At 44.3% G+C, this 17,493-nt stretch carries 16 protein-coding genes; 5 read left to right on the top strand and 11 right to left on the bottom strand.

Features of this window, described 5'->3' with window-relative positions; translation table 11 throughout:
* Window positions 1–76 precede the first annotated feature (76 nt).
* Complete coding sequence (locus G6R11_RS05070) at window positions 77–946, bottom strand: LysR family transcriptional regulator (protein ID WP_163132010.1); 870 nt, start codon at window positions 944–946, stop codon at window positions 77–79.
* 251 nt (window positions 947–1,197) lie between these two features.
* Here G6R11_RS05070 and G6R11_RS05065 point away from each other — a divergent pair, with 251 nt between their 5' ends.
* The 4 genes from G6R11_RS05065 to yghU all read left to right on the top strand — a co-directional run bounded on the left by G6R11_RS05065 (window position 1,198) and on the right by yghU (window position 5,564).
* Window positions 1,198–1,518: a hypothetical protein gene (locus tag G6R11_RS05065; RefSeq protein WP_163132009.1), complete on the top strand. Its 321-nt coding sequence runs from the start codon at window positions 1,198–1,200 to the stop codon at window positions 1,516–1,518.
* A 121-nt stretch (window positions 1,519–1,639) separates the two neighbouring features.
* Window positions 1,640–2,665, top strand: a complete 1,026-nt coding sequence (locus G6R11_RS05060) for a DUF1989 domain-containing protein (protein WP_163132008.1) — start codon at window positions 1,640–1,642, stop codon at window positions 2,663–2,665.
* Between the two features lie 641 nt (window positions 2,666–3,306).
* Window positions 3,307–4,500: an MFS transporter gene (locus tag G6R11_RS05055; protein ID WP_163132007.1), complete on the top strand. Its 1,194-nt coding sequence runs from the start codon at window positions 3,307–3,309 to the stop codon at window positions 4,498–4,500.
* Window positions 4,501–4,706: 206 nt separating this feature from the next.
* Window positions 4,707–5,564, top strand: coding sequence for a glutathione-dependent disulfide-bond oxidoreductase (gene yghU, locus G6R11_RS05050; protein ID WP_163132006.1), 858 nt, complete (start codon window positions 4,707–4,709; stop codon window positions 5,562–5,564).
* 97 nt (window positions 5,565–5,661) lie between these two features.
* Here the strand turns inward: yghU and G6R11_RS05045 are convergent, their stop codons facing one another.
* The 5 genes from G6R11_RS05045 to ygiD form a co-directional block, all read right to left on the bottom strand.
* On the bottom strand, window positions 5,662–6,681 hold the full coding sequence (locus G6R11_RS05045; protein WP_163132005.1) for a hypothetical protein: 1,020 nt from the start codon (window positions 6,679–6,681) through the stop codon (window positions 5,662–5,664).
* Between the two features lie 190 nt (window positions 6,682–6,871).
* Window positions 6,872–8,080 carry a family 43 glycosylhydrolase gene (locus tag G6R11_RS05040; RefSeq protein WP_163132004.1) on the bottom strand — a complete coding sequence of 403 codons (1,209 nt, stop codon included), beginning with the start codon at window positions 8,078–8,080 and terminating at the stop codon, window positions 6,872–6,874.
* Window positions 8,081–8,792: 712 nt separating this feature from the next.
* Complete coding sequence (locus tag G6R11_RS05035) at window positions 8,793–9,398, bottom strand: PEP-CTERM sorting domain-containing protein (RefSeq protein ID WP_163132003.1); 606 nt, start codon at window positions 9,396–9,398, stop codon at window positions 8,793–8,795.
* A gap of 267 nt (window positions 9,399–9,665) precedes the next feature.
* Entirely contained in the window at window positions 9,666–10,634 is a 969-nt protein-coding gene (locus G6R11_RS05030) for a glutathione S-transferase family protein (protein ID WP_163132002.1), read from the bottom strand.
* A 20-nt stretch (window positions 10,635–10,654) separates the two neighbouring features.
* Window positions 10,655–11,479: a 4,5-DOPA dioxygenase extradiol gene (gene ygiD, locus G6R11_RS05025; protein WP_163132001.1), complete on the bottom strand. Its 825-nt coding sequence runs from the start codon at window positions 11,477–11,479 to the stop codon at window positions 10,655–10,657.
* 157 nt (window positions 11,480–11,636) lie between these two features.
* On the opposite strand from ygiD, the gene G6R11_RS05020 reads away from it, so the two are divergent.
* A complete protein-coding gene (locus tag G6R11_RS05020; protein ID WP_163132000.1) occupies window positions 11,637–12,548 on the top strand; it encodes a LysR family transcriptional regulator in 912 nt (303 codons plus the stop codon).
* Between the two features lie 58 nt (window positions 12,549–12,606).
* On the opposite strand, the gene arsB is transcribed toward G6R11_RS05020, so the two are convergent.
* The 5 genes from arsB to G6R11_RS04995 all read right to left on the bottom strand — a co-directional run bounded on the left by arsB (window position 12,607) and on the right by G6R11_RS04995 (window position 17,470).
* Complete coding sequence (gene arsB, locus G6R11_RS05015) at window positions 12,607–13,623, bottom strand: ACR3 family arsenite efflux transporter (protein ID WP_163131999.1); 1,017 nt, start codon at window positions 13,621–13,623, stop codon at window positions 12,607–12,609.
* A 53-nt stretch (window positions 13,624–13,676) separates the two neighbouring features.
* The gene (locus G6R11_RS05010; protein ID WP_163131998.1) at window positions 13,677–14,003 is read right to left on the bottom strand and encodes a metalloregulator ArsR/SmtB family transcription factor; all 327 of its coding nucleotides are present in this window, start codon (window positions 14,001–14,003) and stop codon (window positions 13,677–13,679) included.
* Window positions 14,004–14,379: 376 nt separating this feature from the next.
* Window positions 14,380–15,576 (bottom strand): choline ABC transporter ATP-binding protein, encoded by a 1,197-nt coding sequence (gene choV, locus G6R11_RS05005; RefSeq protein ID WP_163131997.1) that lies wholly within the window; start codon window positions 15,574–15,576, stop codon window positions 14,380–14,382.
* A 2-nt stretch (window positions 15,577–15,578) separates the two neighbouring features.
* Window positions 15,579–16,427, bottom strand: a complete 849-nt coding sequence (gene choW, locus G6R11_RS05000; protein ID WP_163131996.1) for a choline ABC transporter permease subunit — start codon at window positions 16,425–16,427, stop codon at window positions 15,579–15,581.
* A 95-nt stretch (window positions 16,428–16,522) separates the two neighbouring features.
* The gene (locus tag G6R11_RS04995; protein WP_163131995.1) at window positions 16,523–17,470 is read right to left on the bottom strand and encodes a choline ABC transporter substrate-binding protein; all 948 of its coding nucleotides are present in this window, start codon (window positions 17,468–17,470) and stop codon (window positions 16,523–16,525) included.
* Window positions 17,471–17,493: the final 23 nt, after the last annotated feature.

The following is a 17,493-nucleotide window of genomic DNA, read 5'->3' as shown; positions in this document are numbered from 1 at the left end:
CGATATGCGTTTATTTCTGACTTACCTTATGGCAGCCTTCTGCCAGTAAACTTAGCCTTTAGGTGATACCTAAAAATTAATTATGTTGGCTGCATAGTTCCCTGAGAGCAGTATGAACAGGCCCTGACTCTTTGCCAATTTTCCATATTAATGCGGCGGACACTTGCTTTATAAGTGATGGCTCAACATTAAGTGCGACCAACCGACCTGATTCAATATCGGAGCTAACAAACGGCTCAACCACCATGGCCCAGCATAAACCATATCCCACCGCAGTTTTGGCAGCCGATATAGATTCGCATTCCCAAGTATTCGGTGAAATAGCGGTGTCGTTGCGGTTAGCGTGATGCGGCATGTATGCTTGGCGATGATGTTTTAAATCAATTAAAGACACGCATTCTAAGGACGCCAGTGGGTGCTCTGGAGTGGCAACATATAACAAGTTGGCAGGCGGCAAAGAAATAGCACCTAAGTTACTAAATAGCGGCTGCTCAACTAAGGTGAATCCAATATTCGCCTTTTCTTGGATTACCGAGCTAATCACTTCTGAGGAAGGACTTTCCACCATTTTTAGCGCTAAACGAGGAAAGCGCGTTGCGAGCATCTCTAAAATTTGTTTCTCAAATGGGATGCTATAAACACTATCGAGGGCGAGCGTAAATTCAACCTCTTCCTCTGGTTCTAGCGCATTGGCTAACCTTTCAAAATTTTCACATTGGGCTAGCACCAACTCAGCTTCTTTTAGCAACTGCTCTCCCGCTGGCGTTAGCGTTGGATTGCGTGTTGAGCGATCAAACAGGTCCTGATTCAAGTCGAGCTCTAAGTTCGCAATCGTCATACTGATGGCAGAGTGTGTTTTTTTCATCTTTCTGGCGGCAGATGAAAACGAACCTAACTTTGCAGAAGTCACAAAAGCCTGTAGCTGCAATAAGCTCACAGTCAACATGTCAGAAATCCTTACACCTTAAATGTATAAATCGTTGATTTAGCTTAATGATAGAGCCTTTGTGATGCATTTCAAGCGCACTAGTAAGCCATATCACTCTCTTAATGTGTCAATTTTTCTTAAGGTTTACTGAATTTTAATTAAATAAAAAATGACTAATATGGGCATCACCAAACGGGGAGAGATTGGAAAGCAACCATGTTGCGGAAGATTAAGCGTTTACTCTCTTAATGAAGTTATGAGGATTTGTTATGTCACATCAATCAAATACAGGCATTACGGCGCTCGTTGACACACGGTTTAAGAAAACAGCACTGGCTGTGTTTATAGCGACAAACGTCGGCATGGTGGCTGTGCCAGCGAGCTTGGCATCTTATGGTGCGTCACAAGGATGGACGGTAAGTCAAATCGCTTTTTATTCAAGCATTGGCTTTGTGGTTAACGAGGTGTTTCTGTTTGGTTCAGCGGCATGTCTGGGTAAGCCCATCGTGATACTGATAACGGCAGAAATAAAGCGACTATTTAAACAAAACACCAATAACAAGAAAGGCAGAAAAAGCGATAACCAATAGCATTCACCTTTTTATTGAACAAACAGAATTCAGGGGGCAACCCCATACTTTAATCCGGTGCACAAAGGAGTATCGGTAACCAACTTCGAACGGATGCTGCATATTTTTTGAGGAAATGAATATGACTAATCTAAGCAAATCATGTGGTGAACAACTGACCGAAAACTTCAACTCTTCTTATGACGCAGAGGTTGATCCAGTAAAAACTTACTCAGACTCTTTATCGGCTGACTTAGCCTTCTACGAGCGGGTACGTGATACCAAACGCAACAACACGCGTAAACATGTTTATTCCGACGTATTAAAAGCCGAAACAGGTAACTCGTTTTTAGTCAAAGCTGGTCAAGTGATCCGCATAGAGCAACGCCCAAATGCAAAAGGTAACAATGGCCGCACCCAAATCATGGATGTGTTAATGGTTACCACCGACTTGGCGCAGTATTCAGACCACCTGAATTCAACGGCCATCGAAGGCTTTAACCAACGCCTAATGTCGGGTATTTGGTCACAATCACGCCACTTCCGTAAAATGGCAACGTTGGTAGAAGATGAATTCCCCTATGAGGAGTTGGAAGACGGCTTTACCCATATCTGGTTAGCTGCTCACTGTTCGCCAGAATACATCGGCCTGGCACATGGACTGGATAAAGTGACGAACTCTTGCCACGAGAACTTTATGCATGCATTTAACCGCATTCCAGCTATCGCTAATATTCAGGATGAGAAGCTACGCAAAGAAGTGGTTCAGTACTTTGCTGACCGCAACGACTGGAACATTTTTCAAGGCAACCAGTTCATGTTGGACGAGCAAAACATCACGCGAGCTCGCATGTGCCCAACGCCACCAGTGAAAGATGGCACTGCGATTGAATGGTATGCCGAGCAAGACATGTACGTAGTGATCTCTAACTGCCCATATGGTGACCAGCACACTTGCTACACCAAAATAGAAAACAACGATGTCTTCATCGAAGTATTCGACACCGGCATCGAACCTTATGCTCCAGCTTTAACCGACAAGATCCAAGGTTGGGCAGGCGAAGCATGGAAACGCGTGGAAGCTCGCGATAGCTCATTAGCTGAGCAACAGCCATTAGAGCCAGTGACATTGCAATTTCCTATCGATGTTATCGATTTGAATCAATAAGTAACGGCCCCTCTAAAACCTCGCAATAATTGCGGGGTTTTAGAACGATAGGCTTTTAATTGTCTCGAAAACACCTAGCTTGCTTTGGGGCAATTACGAGTTACACCTCCCTGTTTTTTAACAAGTTTGGCAACGCTCAAAACGTAAGCAGTTAGCCCAAAAAAGACAGAAGCCCGCTTTTAGCGGGCTTCTTTTATCTCATGTTTTGTACTAGCCATTTAAGGTAATGATATCTGGGAACCTATGAGACCATACCACCCAAAACAAACCATTGTGAGTAGGCAGCTGCTCTCCATCTTCCCCTACCAAATAAGCAAAGTCGTGTTCTTGGTTGTATTCAATGCTTAACTGCTGACCGTTGATTTCAAAGACTTCTCCACCAAAGGTGCGCGCATCATCAAGGCTAAATGCAAATTGGAAATCGCCGCCGTCGTAGCCATAAATCAGTTCTTTTTGGTAAATGGAACAATAAGCCTACGTAACTTACTTAAGCGGCTAAGTAACAACGAGTAAGACACTGTGCCGAAGCGGGCGATATTCATACCCTGAGTTAAACCAAATTATCCGCCGATGTTTTCACTCAATAGCTTTAGCAAGTTTTGAGGAAATCAAGGCGAGTTGAATTAACTCTGGAGGTATAAATGAAAACCGTTAAACCTTGGTACGTGGCCCAAATGTCGATTGGCGTGGTGCAGTGGGTAGCGATTGCCCTGCTACTTGCCCCACTAATTATTGAACGCACTGGCAGCGGAGCGTTAATGGGCTCGGTCATGTCGCTCATTGGCATTTTTGGTATTAGCGCGCCACTTATTGGCTGGCTGGCCGACAAATACGCGATTCATCGGCAACTGCAAAAGGTGGCGCTATTCTCTCACTTACTATCGCTAATACTGCTCTACTTCGCTACTACGCAAAGCTATATGTACTTGCTGGTTGGCTTAAGTATTGGCATTGGTACGGTGTCGCAGTTGGTGCTAAACCCAACTTTTGTGTTAAATGCACTGCCAGCCAAGCTACATAGCCGAGGCTTAAGCAGGCTATTCCAATTTCAGTTTTTAGGTATTGTTATCGCCGGCTCATTACTAGGCTTAGTAAGCCTATTTAATTGGACTAGCGAGCAACAATTGCAATTGCAATTGCTAATGGCACTGGTGAGTATTTCTATCGTTACGGTGTTTATTGCCCCGCCACCTAAAATAAGCCAGAGCAAAGAGCTTGAGCAAGCGGCTGACGAAACCAACAAAGAAGAGACTCTGACACCGAAAAACAAAGCGGCGTTTTGTGCCTTTTTGGTCACTATTTTTCTTTCAATGTTTACCTCTACCAACCTAATGGAAACAGGTCCACTAATTATTAAACAGGTATTTTCGGTGGACTTGGGGCACTCGGCCTTTGGCTTAGCTATCTCAGCCATTCTAACCATCATACTGCTTGAACCCGCCGGTCGCTGGGCAGATAAAAGCGGCCCTTATGTTGTGTGGATAACCGGGCTTAGCTGCTACGCCATTACCGCTATTGGTTTGTGCTTAGCTGTGGGAACACAAATACCTAGCGCCCTACCGGTTTTGTTGATTGTGCTGCTGATGCAGGCTATTTCTTGGTTTGATATGGTGATCCCCGCCATCGCCGAGCAACTCAGCCCCTACTCTCCGGCGCTAACCCAAGGTATCTTGCTGTTTGCTATGTCTTTTGGTTTTGGTTCTGGAGCACTAATCGCTGGCGAACTCATCGACAGCGACGGCTTTGTAGCGATTGTAGAGTTTTGCGCTATGAGTATGCTAATTACTTTAGCCATTGCAGCACTTACTTTAGGCCTTAAACGCCGCTCTCGTTAAACCATTTGCTATGCCGCTACACTGTTATGCGGCATAGCAATATCTTGTTCGCCTCTCTATCTCAAGGTAATGTAATTAAACAATATCCGCTTCCATTCGAATTGTTTTATCAGTTAACGGTTCTTATAGTTAACCCTACACTTTATTAACGCCCGTATTTGCCAACATATTTATCTTGTTAGCAGCAAACCAGTTAAGGAGCAGTAATGACTACAGAATTTATACCGCCTAAAGTTTGGACCATGGACAGCGAAAGTGGTGGTCAGTGGGCAAGCATTAATCGACCCGATTCAGGCGCTCGGCATGAGAAAACCCTGGCTGTGGGCGCCAACCCTTTGCAACTGCATTCGCTCGCTACGCCTAACGGGCAAAAAGTAACGATTATGCTTGAGGAGCTGCTTGCACTGGGTATTAAAGAGGCAGAGTACGACGCTTATTTAATTAACATTGGCGAAGGCGATCAATTCTCTTCTGGCTTTGTTGATATTAACCCAAATTCTAAAATCCCGGCCTTAAGTGACCATTCCGGTGATACGCCGATTCGAGTATTTGAATCAGGTGCTATTTTGCTTTATTTGGCTGAAAAATTTGGCCACTTACTTCCTAAAGATCCAGCAGCACGCACCGAAACCATGAACTGGCTGTTTTGGCTGCAAGGCTCGGCCCCTTACCTTGGTGGTGGCTTTGGTCATTTTTATGCCTATGCGCCAGAGAAATACGAATACCCAATTAACCGCTTCACCATGGAAACCAAACGCCAGCTAGATGTATTGGATAAACGCCTCGCCAACAATCAGTATTTGGGTGGCAGTGAATATAGCATCGCCGATATTGCTACCTGGCCTTGGTATGGCAATGTGGTGCTTAACACGGTGTATGAAGCCGCCGAGTTTTTGGATGCCGCTAGCTACACCAATGTAATGCGTTGGGCCAAAGAAATTGAACAACGGCCGGCCGTGCAGCGCGGCCGCATTGTTAATCGCGTTTGGGGCGAAGAGTGGGAGCAATTGGCAGAACGCCACAGCGCAGCAGATATAGATGCGGTGCTAAGTAAAAAGCCTTAAGTTCTAGCAAGGTGTCTAGCGCTAAATAAGCGTTCAAGCAAACCAATAAAGCCTCTTTTGAGGCTTTTTAGTTTCTCAACTACTACTGCCAATAGGCTTACTCACTGGCAACTAAAGCCCATAGTGTTTTAGATAAGTTAGAGTCTTCAACTTCCAGAATTAACTCCCTCAATTCACCGTTATCCATGTAACTTGCTTGATGCCGAATATACTCCTGTAATGAGGCATCTTTAATCGGGCCTCTCGCTTGCTCATCGATCCACTGTTTCGCCAACGTTGGCTGACGCGCTAGCATCGTTCTCACTAGTGCACCGCTAATACTTAGCTGCAAAGCTTCGGGGTAGCGATACAAGTGTTCAATATGCCGAGTAAGCTCTTGAGTGCTCATTGCTGAAATAGCATTAACCGCGACTTGTTGAGTGAGTGATGGTTCTAACTCTGGTTGCTCTAATAAAAAATCTAAAGCTAAGTTGGGTTGCAGCTGTGCCCATTGCGTTAATACGCTTGATTTTGCGTGGCTAGCCGAACTTTCTAGCTCAACGGTTTCTAGCCATTCTAAGGCTAAGTTAATATCTTGCTTGGCCAACTCATTAGCAAAAGTCGTGATTAAAAAACTGTGATTCGTTAAGTCTTGAGGGAGCTTGGCGATGAGGTAAGCCAACTGCTGTTTATCGCTAAGCGGATCCAACAAGGCGCTTAACACTATAGCTTGGTAAAAACTTGCCATTTCTTGGGTATCTTGTCGTTCTAACCACGCGAAAACTTCCATCAAGTCGTATTTAGCCCATTGCTCCAGTAAGCCCATTGATTGGAGAAAGTTTTCTTTAGACGCTGCACTACCGACTTGCATGGTCAATTGCCCAGCAAAGTCATTAACTCCAATGAGAGAATTCTTATCCTGAAGCCTATCTCCCTCGGTTAACGGCTCCCCTAACGAAAAAGTGTCAACTGTTGGGCTGCTATAAGCTTTTGCATTTGCAGGTATCTGCGAACGCGCTTGAACACTAACTAACTCTGCTAAGGTTTCGTCTTTACCGTCAAATCCCTTAAGTGAGAATGCGCCCCCCATCAGCAGGGCAACAAATGAGAGCATAACTAAACATCGAACATTCAACATTAATTGGCTCCATCACTTAGCGTTAATAGCTAAACAGTCTGGGCCACAGCAAGACTTTATTTAAACTAAGCCGTGGCCAGATTCATTGAATAAAGCCTACGCCCGATTTGAATAAACAAAATATGTAGCTTCCATAAAAAAACACATTTCACTTAAACTGTTAAGGGCAATAAGCTTTAAGGGCTCAACATCAATTAGATAAACTAGGCTGACTCACTATATTATCTGGTCTAAATGGTTTAACTTCACCACGTTTTGATACATCAATTTCCACTAAGCTATACATCGCTCGACGGTAGTTATGTGTTTGGTTGGGTGCAGTGGGTGTATAGCCTGAGTTTTTGCCATTTAAATGGTCGTGATAAAACGCCCAATAGTTATTCGCCCAAGAAACAACCGAGCCATGGTTAGTGCCTGGATTACCAAATGGATGAACCATAATGCCTCGCTGATCAAAATTCGATAGCGGATTATTGTTATTCCATGCCACCGCCTGCTTTATTTGGTAGCCACCAGGATAAGGCCATTGAGCTGGCGCAGTAACACTTGCCCATTGTAACCACAGGTCACTACCTATCATGTAAGCATGGGGCCCTTCCAGATAACTGCCCGGCTCTAGCATTAAATCGAGAGGGTTATAAATATAGTTGAAGTTGGCATCAATTTTTGCAGCCCAAATTGCTTTGTTACCCCCACTGCCATTTTTAGCGTAGAAAATGTACCACTGGTTGCCCACCTTGATTACCGACGGGTCAAACACATGGTCAAAATTATTGGAGGTAGCAATCGGTGAAGGCCTCGCAACAAATGGACCCGCAGGGGAATCTGCCACCGCCACACCGATGGTTTGATGGTTATTGTCACCTCTCACACTTGGGAAGAACATGTAATACTTACCATCATCTCCCTCTACAACGTCAGCCGCCCACATAGTGGCGCTATTGCCCCAACCTTCGGCAGACTTTCTAGCCCAAGGCACGTCTTTTTGGCGTAATACCAAACCATGCTTCTGCCAAGTACTCTGATTTAGTGAGGCATCAGCAGAAGAAAAAACTTGATAACCCGGCATACAAAACCCGGTATTAGCCCAAGGTGCATAAGCATGTTTTTGTAGCTTGTCACTGCGTATTTGGCAAAGTTCTTTACTGTCTGTTGAGGTATAAACGTACAGGGTTCCGTTAAAAACTTTAGCGGTAGGATCTGCAGAGCCAACTGGCTGCCACTTATTAAAGTGAGGATTATTACCACCATCCCAAATTAGATTTGGAGCCCATACCTCAGGTAACAATGTTCTATTTCTTAATGTTTCGGCATATGAACTTACCACTAATAATGGGGCAAGCATTACACCAATCACAATTTTATTACAGTTCGTGAAATTGTTTTTAATTATATTCATTACTTCACTTCTCCTTGTAGAGCAATTGCATTTAGAATTTTATTTTTAGTAATAGCTAATTAATCCCGACAACTACACTGATTAAAAAACCATCAACCCGAGTAAAGCCTACCTTTGGTTAAAAACCATAATCATTTATTAGATAAATAGAGAGTCATTCACAATTACTAAAAAACGTAAAAGAGTTGGAAAAATAAACACTAAAAATAAGGGTACTTAACGGTTATGTTTTGTTCAGTTAATTTTCCGCTCTTAATAAAATCGCAAAGATAGGCGCTTTTTCCAGCGCTAAAGTAGTACTGTTGTTGAGAGAATAATAGACAGCTAAACAGAGCAAGGACTGCTGGGAAACGGCCATTCATTGGCAAAACGAAATGGCTATAAAATAATTAGGCTAAAAGCCATGTTAACAAGGTAGTTAACGAGTTAGATTAACGCTTTAGCGATTGCATAAATAGCTAACATTTCAAGTAGCTTACCTCCTATTAATTGAGCGACATTAAACGCCCAGTTATACCAACACCCTGCACAGACACATTCATCGCCGGTTCTAAGTTAACAAAATACCAATTCGATGTATTAGGCAAGCGATTGGCAGAACGCCACAGGTATTGATACGGTATAAAGCAAGCAACCTTAGACTCTGCAGTTCCAACTAAAAAAAGCACCCTCGGGTGCTTTTTTTGAGAAAGGCTAAAACTAGCCTGATAATTTAAGCTTTTCGCTTGCGAGAAACGCCAAGACCACAAATAGCCAAACCTAACATAAGTATCGACGCTGGCTCTGGAACAGTAGCTGGCTGAACAATAGAAACCTCTGAACCGAAACCAGCAACATTGGTTGGCGCATAGGTACCAAAACGCTGGCTGCCATCAGAGAAGATAGCTAAGGCCGTAGCACCAAAAAACTGATTACCATTTAGACCATTTGCATCAGGAGCATTTAAAAAGTCGGTATCAACACCAAAAGTAAAGAACTCGCCAGCATCAAAATCAGTAAACGAGATGGTTAAAATACTCGAACCATTCAAGGCATCGTTGGTTGGGAAAATATGACCTACAGAAGAAGAGGCACCTAATGTAAGTGGGCTACTGCTCAAACCAGGGCTCGTATTGGTTGAATCAAAGAACGCGCCAATTGGGCTTAAATCCCAAGTAATAGAGGTGATTTTCTCACCCTCTGTAGAATCATTAAAAAACTGGAATGCGTTATTGCTAGAAAATGTAGTTCCTTCAATAATCAAACCGCTTGAAATTGGGGTGGCTTGTGCAGCTGCGCTAAATAAAAGTACGCTGATTAAACTGATTAACTTTTTCAATGTCTGTCCTTAAGTTTTGAAAGTGGAAGTTAGTTGACTAGTTTGTCACTCCAGCGTCTTTAAGCACAAATCGGACCAGACTCATAAGCGTTTGATATTTATAGATATAAACCCCAGATAAACTTATAAGCTGGTCGAGAATGTAAAATTAACTGACAGTTAAATCAAATAAAATTACTTTAAGTTCATGGACTTAAGCCAACTGGCCTAAACTGAGCTCAGTCCACAATAACATCAAATAAACGCTACCCGTTTGCAGCATTAACCCTAGGCTAACGCCGCCATTAAATCATCGATATGCGCAGGCCCAATAGGCCTAACTCCAGATGGGTTTAAGGCTTTAATTGAATAATAGCCGCGAGTGATGTGGTCAACATTAACCGTCTCCGCCACTCCAGGTAAGGCCAGTATTCGTTGCATGTAAGCTGATAACAGCGGGTAATCAGCTATTTGTTTACGATTGGTTTTAAACAAACCGTAATAGGCAAGATCAAAGCGTATTAGCGTTACAAAGGTGCGAATATCAGTTTCGGTAAGCTTGTCCCCGATTAGGTATTGCTGCTTTGTTAGCCTTTTCTCCAACTCCTCTAATAGCTCAAACACTCCGGTTACCGCCTCTTGGTAAGCAGTTTGTGATTGAGTAAATCCAGCCTTATAAACGCCGTTATTAAACTGGTGATAAATTCGCGCATTTAGGGCGTCAATCTCTTCACTATGTTGCTCTGGATAAAGGCGAATGTTAGAAGGTACTAGCTGCTCAAAGGCACTATCAAACATCCGCAGAATATCGGCGCTTTCATTATTCACTATCACATTTTTTTGCATGTCCCAGAGCACTGGCACGGTGGCTCTACCGGTAAAGCTAGGATCGGCACGGGTATATATTTGATGCATGTAAGAGGAAGCAAACAGCGGGTCTTGATCGGCGCCTTGGTAGCCGCCAAAGCGCCAGCCTTGCGAGCTTAAACTTGGGTTAAGCACTGTAACAGGAATTAATGCTTCTAAGCCTTTAAGCTTGCGCGCAATCAGCGTGCGTGATGCCCAAGGGCAAATTAAGGCTACATATAATCTATAGCGCCCCGCTTCGGCTTTAAAGCCCCCCTCGCCCGTTGGCCCAGGACTGCCATCGGCAGTAATCCAATTGCGAAACCCAGAGGTTTGCCTTACAAAACGCCCCTGTTCATCGGCTTTTTGTAAAGGCTGCCAGTCTTCGGTCCACACTCCATTTACTAACATTGGTGACTCCTCATTCAATCTTAAATCTGATGAAAAACAAACGAACGCATGGATATAGCGCTAAGGTCAAAACCCTGGCAAACCACACTTAAATGATCTTGTTTACTTGACGCACCCGCCACAGTAATTGCTGGTATATAGTGCTCTATACTTGGGTTAGCCTTGCGCATTAAGCCGCCCATGGCTGCTGGGTTTAATAGCTCGGAAAACTGTCGCTGCTCTAAGCGCTTAGCAAAAAATGCATCGAACTCTTGGGCCCATTCATAGGGCTGCTGGCTCGGCTTTAGCGCTGCTAAGTTATGTACTACATTGCCCGAACCAATGATTAACACACCGCGCTTACGCAGCGCCGACAAAGTGCGCCCTAGGGCGAAGTGCCAACTCAAGTCTTTTGATACATCGATAGAAAGCTGAAATACCGGAACATCTGCAGCTGGATACATCCACTTAAGTACCGACCAAGCGCCATGATCAAGGCCCCAGCTGTTATCAGTTTGCACTTGTTGCTCACTTAACAACTCCGTTAGCTGCTGCGCCAACACAGGGTCGCCCTTGGCGGGATAACGCTGTGCAGATAAAGCCTCTGGAAAGCCGTAAAAATCATGAATGGTTTTAGGCTTGGCCGAGTTATCTACCAGACTTACTCCCTTGCTCACCCAGTGCGCTGAAATCATCAATATTGCCTGCGGCCTAGGCAGAGCTTGCCCAAGCTGCGACCAACTTTGGTTAAAGCGATTTTCCTCTATGGCATTCATTGGGTTGCCGTGGCCAATAAACACCACTGGCATAGACTGCGTTTTTGCTAGCTTAGCGCTAAGTGTGTTTAAGCCTTGCAAAGTAACCATCTCGCTGCTTTCTCCTTTGTTCTTTCTACCCCACAGCCACTTGGCTTGGGCGAAGCGTTAAACTGGAATGCAGCAATTATCGGCTTAAGAGATTCACCTCACAATGGAGAAGATATAGAATAACTATCTTCAATTTGTTCTTAATAGGCAGCTAGACATGGACTTGATTGACGGCTTAAAAGCATTTGTTGCTACAGCGCAAACCGGTTCCTTTACCGAAGCAGCGCAGCGCTTAGGCATATCTAACCGGCTAAGCTCAAAATACGTGGCGGAGTTAGAAACCAAGATTGGTGCTCGTTTGCTGCAACGCACTACCCGAAAAGTAGGGCTTACGCCTTCGGGTCAGCAGCTACTTAATCGCGCGCCCGCCTTATTGGATGAGCTAGATGATTTGCTCACAGGCATTGGTGAAGAAGCTAAAGGCCTAAGCGGTATATTACGTATAGCTGCGCCGGTTACTCTTGGTGAAATTTACATAAAAGGTTTATTGAGTCGCTTTGCCGCCATCCACCCTCAGCTAAGTATTGACCTGCGCTTAAGCGACGAGCATGTAGATCTAGCAAGTGATGGTTTCGACTTGGCCTTTCGAGTAGGCATGCCCGATGTAGTAACGTTAAAAGCTCGCAAGCTGTTTGAATTCACCAGCCACTTAGTGGCCTCGCCCAACTACTTAACGCTTAAAGGCACGCCACTTCGCCCCGATGACTTAGAGACCCATACTTGTATCATCGACACCAATAGGCGTAATGCTAAACGCTGGGTATTCCAGCAAAACGGCCAAGAATACGCCTTTAACCCTTCACGAAACCTAATGGTGAACAGTGCCAATATTGCTCGAGACTGGGCTGTGGAAGGTTGCGGAGTAGCACTATGCCCCAACTTTGTTTTGCATAAAGAGCTAAGTGAAGGGAAGCTGGTGCGGCTGCTGGAAAACTACGACCTGCCAATGCATCCGCTGTTTGCGGTTTACCTAGACGGTAATGTGCTGCCGCGTAAGGTAAGAGCGCTGATCGATTTTGCGGTGGAAGATGTTCAGAACAATCAAATTGTCTCTCTCCCCACAGCTTAGAGCAGGGAGAGAGGTTTTTACTTAGTTCAGCTAAAGCCTAGCTTAACTAAAGCCTCGCTTAACTAAACCAATGGCGGGTGCGGTTAGCAAACCAGACTAAAGAAAGCATTACTGGTACTTCAACCAATACACCAACCACAGTGGCTAATGCTGCACCAGAGTGTAAGCCAAACAGCGATATAGCAACCGCTACAGCTAACTCAAAAAAGTTAGAGGTGCCAATCATACAAGCTGGGGCAGCAATGTTGTGCGGTAACTTCATACGCTTGGCCAACCAATAGGCCAGAGCAAAAATACCGTAGGTTTGAATAAGCAAAGGAATGGCAATAAGAACAATTGCCTCTGGTTTAGCTAAAATCGTTTCCGATTGAAAACCAAACAACAACACAACGGTGGCCAGCAAGCCAATAATCGACCACGGTTTCATGGTAGCTAAAAACTGATTTAAGCGAGAATGGTCATTTTCTTTATCCAGCTTTTTACGCGTAACTGCGCCTGCTATAAGTGGCACTAATACGTAAAGCACTACCGATATTAACAAGGTATTCCAAGGCACGGTAATGTCACTCATGCCAAGTAAAAAACCGGCGATAGGCGCAAAAGCGAAGATCATAATCACATCATTAATCGATACCTGCACCAAGGTATAGTTAGCATCGCCCTTAGTAAGCTGGCTCCATACAAATACCATGGCGGTACACGGCGCTACGCCGAGCAAAATCATGCCTGCGATGTACTCGGTAGCGGTGCTTGGGTCTACCCAATCGGCAAAAATACCTTTAAAAAACAACCAACCTAGCAGCGCCATGCTAAAGGGTTTAATCAGCCAATTAATCACAATGGTAAGCACTAAACCTTTAGGCTTTTTGCCTACATCCTTAATCGATGAAAAATCAATTTGCACCATCATTGGGTAAATCATTAGCCAAATAAGTAAGGCAATCACTAAATTAACATGCGCGAACTCAAGGCCAGCCACTACCGCAAATACCTCTGGCATTAAGCTACCCGCAGCAATGCCCACAATAATAGCGAGGCCGACCCACACGGTTAAATATCTTTCAAACAATCCCATTTTATTACCTTCTTTCCCATCCACATGTGTCAATGAACTCTGTGATTAATCCACTAGCAAAGCTGTTGTTTATTCGCCTCAAAGCGCGCTAACTCTGTTTGGTAGTAGTCTTTGTTGTTGGCTTGAGTTTCTCGGATCACCCGTTCAGCCCAAGCGGGTAATTCCGGATGTAATTGGTAGTACACCCACTTACCACGGCGTTGATCTTGCAATACTTGGCATTTGCGTAACTGGGCTAAATGGCGAGAAGTCTTTGGTTGGTCGAGCTGCAAGGCCTGCATCAAATCACAAACACACGCCTCACCAGCCTCGGCAATAATCATCAAGGCTTTTAAGCGCACGTCATCGGCCAAACATTTATAAAATAATTGAGGGTTCATAGTTCATATGCATTTATTTACATATGTGTAATTTTGCATGTGTACGTTTTTTTGTCAATCTATAATACTGGTCAAACAAAACGGGGGAGGCTCACAACAACTCTCTAAATCGAAGCCCTTACAGCGAGGAAGGTAGGCATAAACATATAAAGGAGACATTGATCCCTACTACTAAGATTAGCACCGCCTTAATAGACTTTTTTGTTGTTAAGGCCATTTTTGCAATACAGCGCTTACCCAGTGAGTCGTGCGTAATTTTTATAAACTGATGAATACAAAAAGGCGAATCATATTGATCCACCTTTATGGCTTAATTTAAATACTTTTCGTCATCAGCAAAGGGTTATTACCATCACCCAAAATATTGAAAAAATATTTAGGCGCTCGCTTCATAAGAAAAGTGTTTACCTAGCAGCGCATGGTAGAAATCATTATCGGCTAATACTCCCACCAGCACGCCTTCATCGGCCAGTAACACTGGTAATCCCGTTCTATAGCGTATCTCTAAGCCCTCGCGCATCGATACATCTGCAGGTGCTATTACTTGGCTATCCCTACTTAGTGACTCTAACTTATCACCCTCTTGCCATCGATGCAGAGGCAAAAGCTTTTCACCACGCGTCACTGATATTACCTGCTTAAGATGGTTCACTTGAATAAAGCTTTGATCATACTCGCTCAATACCAGCTTATCGTTTAGAACTTTAAGCGCACTTGCTTTAGTCATTAAAGAGCGACCACACAGCACATTCAAGGGATTAGTATGAGCAACAAACTCCCCTACGTATTCAGTTTTAGGATTAAGCACTATGTCTTCTGGTTTACCATGCTGTATTAAACGACCCGACTCCATAATGGCAATTTTATTGCCTAGCTTCAGCGCTTCGTCTAAATCGTGACTTACAAATACAATGGTTTTATTTAGCTTACGCTGTAGCTCTAACAGCTCATCTTGTAACTGGGTTCTTATCAAAGGGTCTAGCGCCGAAAACGGTTCGTCCATCAACAAAATATCGCTGTCCATGGTAAATGCTCGCGCCAGCCCTACCCTTTGCTGCATGCCACCCGATAGCTCATGCGGGAAGTTATCTTTCCACTCGGCTAAGCCCACTAGCTCGAGAGTTTCTTCGGCTAAACGCCTGCGTTCGGCCTTGGCAATGCCTTGCATCTCTAAGCCAAAGGCAGCGTTATCCAAAACACTTAACCAAGGCATTAAGGCAAATTTTTGAAACACCATCGAGATACGATTAGTACGCAAGTGGCGTAAAGCCGCTTTGTCGCAGTTAGCCAAATCAATAGGCTGTTCGCCATCTTCAATGGTCAGTGAACCACGCGTAACCGTATTTAGCCCATTAATCGCCCGTAACAAGCTCGACTTGCCCGAACCAGACAAGCCCATTAATACGCAAATCTCGCCCTTTTTAATATCAAGGCTCACATCATGAACGCCTACCACATCACCTGTGGCATCAATAATCTCTGGGCGGCTAGCGCCTTTGTCTAACAAGGCTAATGATTTGGCAGTATGAAAACCAAAAACAACATCTAAGTTTTTAATACTAATTGCGCTCATGTCTAAGCCTCTTTGTTCTGGCTGGCAGGGCTTTTACATAAGCGGTCTAAAATAATCGCCACCAATACAATCGCTAATCCCGCTTCAAAACCTTGGGCTATATTCACCGTGTTTAAAGCGCGAACTACCGGCTTACCTAGGCCGTCAGCCCCTACAAGGGCGGCTATCACCACCATTGATAAAGACAACATAATGCACTGGGTTACTCCTGCCATAATATTTGGCATTGCCGCCGGCAACTCAACTTTAAGCAGTAACTTCAATCGGCTTGCACCGAATGCTTTACCGGCCTCAACCAGCTCATCTGGTACCCGGCTAATGCCTAAATAAGTGAGACGTATTGGAGCAGCAATGGCAAAAATAATGGTAGAAATAAGCCCCGGAACCACCCCTAAACCAAATAGCACTAAGGTGGGAATTAAATAAACAAAGGTGGGAATGGTTTGCATCAAATCGAGAATGGGCCTGAGTATGGTGTATAACCAAGGTTTATGTGCAGCAACAATGCCAATTGGCACGCCTACCAACAACGAAATAGTGGTAGCACTTAGCACCAATACTAATGTTTCAAGCATCTCTTCCCAGTAACCCATGTTCATAATTAGCAACAAGGCAGCTACGATAAATATCACGAGGGAAATACTGCGGTGTAAAAACCACGCTAATAAGGCGGTAACCACAATGGGCACCGAAGGCGGAAACCATTTAAATAACTCCACCAAAAACATAATCACTGATTCGAGGGTATATGACACTGAGTCAAAAAATCCGGCGGCGCTGTAGGTTAGCCAATCCACGAAGGTGGCCATCCATTCACCTAATGGGATTTTATGCTCTGTAATAAAGTCCACTGTTACTCCTTAATGGTCTGTATTGTATTGATTAAAGTGACAAGGTCACGCTAACTTGCTGCCGCATATTTGCCGCAGCAAGCTAAAAAATTTGGCTAGATGTTTAGGTAAGCTTGTAGCGCTTTGCTAGCATCGCTACCGTCACGTGCAGTCACTTGCTTAAGCCATTCAACTAGGGCTTCAGGGTTGGCTTTTAACCAAGCTTTGGCTGCAGCATCTGGCTGTTGTTTGTCATCCAAAATGCTCGCCATCAGTTGATTTTCCATTTCTAAACTAAAGCTTAAGTTTTTAAGCAACTGACCTACGTTTGAACAAGTTTCTAGGTAGCCTTTGCGCACGTTAGTGTAAACATTAGCGCCACCGTAGTTAGGGCCAAAGAAGTCGTCGCCACCGTCTAGGTAAGCCATATCAAAATTGCTGTTCATTGGGTGTGGCGCCCAGCCTAAAAAAGCCACCCATTGCTCACGGTCAACCGCGCGTTTTACTTGCGACACCATGCCAGCTTCGCTTGATTCAATGAGTTTGAAACCTTTTAGATCAAAAGCATTTTTGTCGATCATATCTTGAATAAGGCGATTACCATCGTTACCCGGCTCAATGCCATAAATACGGCCACGAAGCTGTTCTTTATGCTTGGCCAAATCGGCAAAGCTATGCACGCCCGCATCGTAAACATATTTAGGTACCGCTAGGGTGTACTTAGCGCCTTCTAAATTGGCGCGTACCGTTTCAACAGTTCCTTGCTCACGATACTTAGCAATGTCGGCTTCCATGGTTGGCATCCAGTTACCTAAAAACACATCAATGTCGTTGTTGGCCATAGACGAGTAAGTCACTGGCACAGACAACAATTGTGTCGTGGTTTGGTAACCCAAGCCTTTAAGTACTTCACTGGTAATTGCAGTTGTGGCGGTAATATCTGTCCAACCTACATCAGAAAAACGCACAGTGTCACATTGCGCAGCAGCAACCGTTGAGGCTGAAAAACTCAGTAGTAAAGCGGTACTGCCAATAATGGCGCGTTTAATCGGTGTATTGTTCATGACTCTTCCTTTTTAGTCGGTAG

This window comes from Agarivorans sp. Alg241-V36 (genome assembly GCF_900537085.1).
Lineage (GTDB): Bacteria > Pseudomonadota > Gammaproteobacteria > Enterobacterales > Celerinatantimonadaceae > Agarivorans.
This window is presented reverse-complemented; position numbering and strand designations above follow the sequence as displayed.